This window comes from Pseudoalteromonas sp. SG45-5 (genome assembly GCF_014164085.1).
Taxonomy (GTDB): domain Bacteria; phylum Pseudomonadota; class Gammaproteobacteria; order Enterobacterales; family Alteromonadaceae; genus Pseudoalteromonas; species Pseudoalteromonas aliena.
Genome location: NZ_JACJEM010000108.1, coordinates 1 through 2,256 on the forward strand (window position 1 = coordinate 1; position 2,256 = coordinate 2,256).

The 2,256-nt window shown below is 31.9% G+C and carries 2 protein-coding genes and 1 pseudogene; 1 reads left to right on the plus strand and 2 read right to left on the minus strand.

Features of this window, described 5'->3' with window-relative positions:
• Window positions 1-122: 122 nt before the first annotated feature.
• Window positions 123-332: pseudogene (locus H5119_RS19770) on the minus strand (kinase); the annotation flags it as partial.
• A 250-nt stretch (window positions 333-582) separates the two neighbouring features.
• On the opposite strand from H5119_RS19770, the gene H5119_RS19775 reads away from it, so the two are divergent.
• Entirely contained in the window at window positions 583-978 is a 396-nt protein-coding gene (locus H5119_RS19775) for a hypothetical protein (RefSeq protein ID WP_182703447.1), read from the plus strand.
• A gap of 175 nt (window positions 979-1,153) precedes the next feature.
• On the opposite strand, the gene H5119_RS19780 is transcribed toward H5119_RS19775, so the two are convergent.
• Window positions 1,154-1,960, minus strand: coding sequence for a hypothetical protein (locus H5119_RS19780; protein ID WP_182703448.1), 807 nt, complete (start codon window positions 1,958-1,960; stop codon window positions 1,154-1,156).
• Window positions 1,961-2,256: the final 296 nt, after the last annotated feature.

Below are 2,256 nucleotides of genomic sequence, written 5' to 3' on the forward strand. Positions count from 1 at the left end.
CAACCAAACTTACTTGACGCTTTCTTGCGATTGCCATAAGACACCCTGCTTGTTTTTTGCACTGAACAAAGCCTAGTACTTAGTTCGCCAAACTGCAAAAATTAGGGTGGGTGTCACTGTTAGTTTTGCTGCTTTCTTTTAAGCGCAAATTCGCTTTGTTTAATTTTAGGATGGTGTATATAACTGGGTATTTTAATCGCTTTAACTACACATGGCTCATCATCTAGCTGGCACTGCACAATACTGCCACACCCACTCCATAGGGAGGTTAGCGTATCGCCAATTTCAATCTGCTTAAAATAAGGGTGTAATAAAGGAAGGTAAAATGCCATGGTTAAAATAACTATCCGATTTTTTATTGAGTTTAACGTTGCTTACAGTATAAAAATAATTAATCTATTGGTGCAGGGTATTACTTCGCATAACAAAGTAGTTAAATATAAATATTACACGGGGGAGTCAATTGAGCCCCTTGCATTTAAGTCATTAATTTTATATAACTTTTTAACAATCAATCTTTAAAGTAAAATATCAAACCTTTTCTAAAGCTTTAATAACCCATTTAGCTACTGGCAGAAAATTATGAAAGATAGAGTAATATGGAAAGCGATTTTTGTTTTATCTCTTGTATTAACAATATACAGCATTAATAACAATCTCAAAATGCCTGTAATTGAAGGGAATGAAAAATCTAACCTCATAATGTGTGGGTTGTTTCTTTTCGATTTTTTTATCCTTCTAGGTAGTTTTGGTTTTGCATTTAAAATAAAAATTTTGAATTCTATAATATGGAAAATAACGGCTATTGCTTATCCATTATTAATCATCTTAGAAACTATATCTGATTTTTATGCGGGCGGTTACTTAGTTTATGAAATGATAACTTATTCATTATTTGTACTTTTCCTCACAGCTATATTAGTTGCGCCGGTTATTATGTACATTGATGATTTCAAAGCAACTGATCCTAAAAGTTAATATCCGTATCTATAATAATTAGCAAAAAATCATTTTGGGATCAGCTAAGATAAAATAGTAATAAATCTTTATTAACTTTATTACTTCTTGTGGTCACCTAACATAATTTTATCAAATGCGATTTAAACCCAACTACCTTGGGTTTAAATTCACAATAAATACTTTGGTTCAGGCCTTAGAAAGACGCCTTATTAAGCAGTCTACTAATTAAATCCCCTTGTTCATTTTGTCCTATCAATAAAGAATACTTCGAACCCGCTGTAAACTGATAGCTAAATTGAAATTCTAAGTGACGACTTTTCATATTTATGGAAATTAGATCTTGCCCTGATGGGCAGGCAAGTGCTTTATAAGCACTGTCCTTATCAACGGTTACTTCAATAGAGCTTCCATCAGAGCACTTACCTTGATAATTAATACCTTCGAGACTAGTCAAGTTAAAAATATCTACTTCAATAGATTTTCCATCTGTTAGTTTATGACTAAGCTCAACAAAATCAGTTTTTATTTCATACTTTTGCTCAGTGTTTAAAGCAGAATACGCTACAAGAACAAGTCGTGATGTTTCTTCGACAGCAGACTCATAACTCTTACTTTGCGTTTCTGTAACTGCATTTTTTGTATTTGAATCTAAGCTAATAATATCTAGTTTATTACTTCCAGGTATAGAAATGCTATAACTCAAACTTTCATTGACCTTAGGTACAAAGGGAGTATTTATTGCAGAATAAGGATCGACACTAAAAACAGTTCGATTAATTTGTGTTGATTGATTATTTTGTGTTTTTGCAAAAGTAACTCCAAAATCTAATTCTTTTTCTGTCATGTTTAATAAACCAACAGCAAGATTACTTGTTTGTATTTGAGTTTCTTTTTTTGTCGCTATTGTTGTCTTGACTGGTTCTGATTTGTTGGAGCTACCGCCGCACGCGGTCAAGCTAATACACAGGATAATTGGTAAAGTAATTGCACTTTTAAACATTTAAGGCTCTTTGAAATTTGATATGAACCGCGTATTCTACAATAAAAGATAATATAACTTGCAACTAAATTGTAATAAAAATGCAATTAAAATGTATTTTTTTGTTTGGGTATATTGACTTTATTCAAGCATTGCAGTAACGGGGTGAAAACGACTAAACTAGACAGCCACTCTAATTGAAAAACAAAACTGTTCCATTCAATCTACTTTTTAGGTTAATAATTTATCTTTTATCGCTAGGTTATTTTCATCCACAAAATAAGTCATTAACTCCATTAGACCTGAATTACGCACAT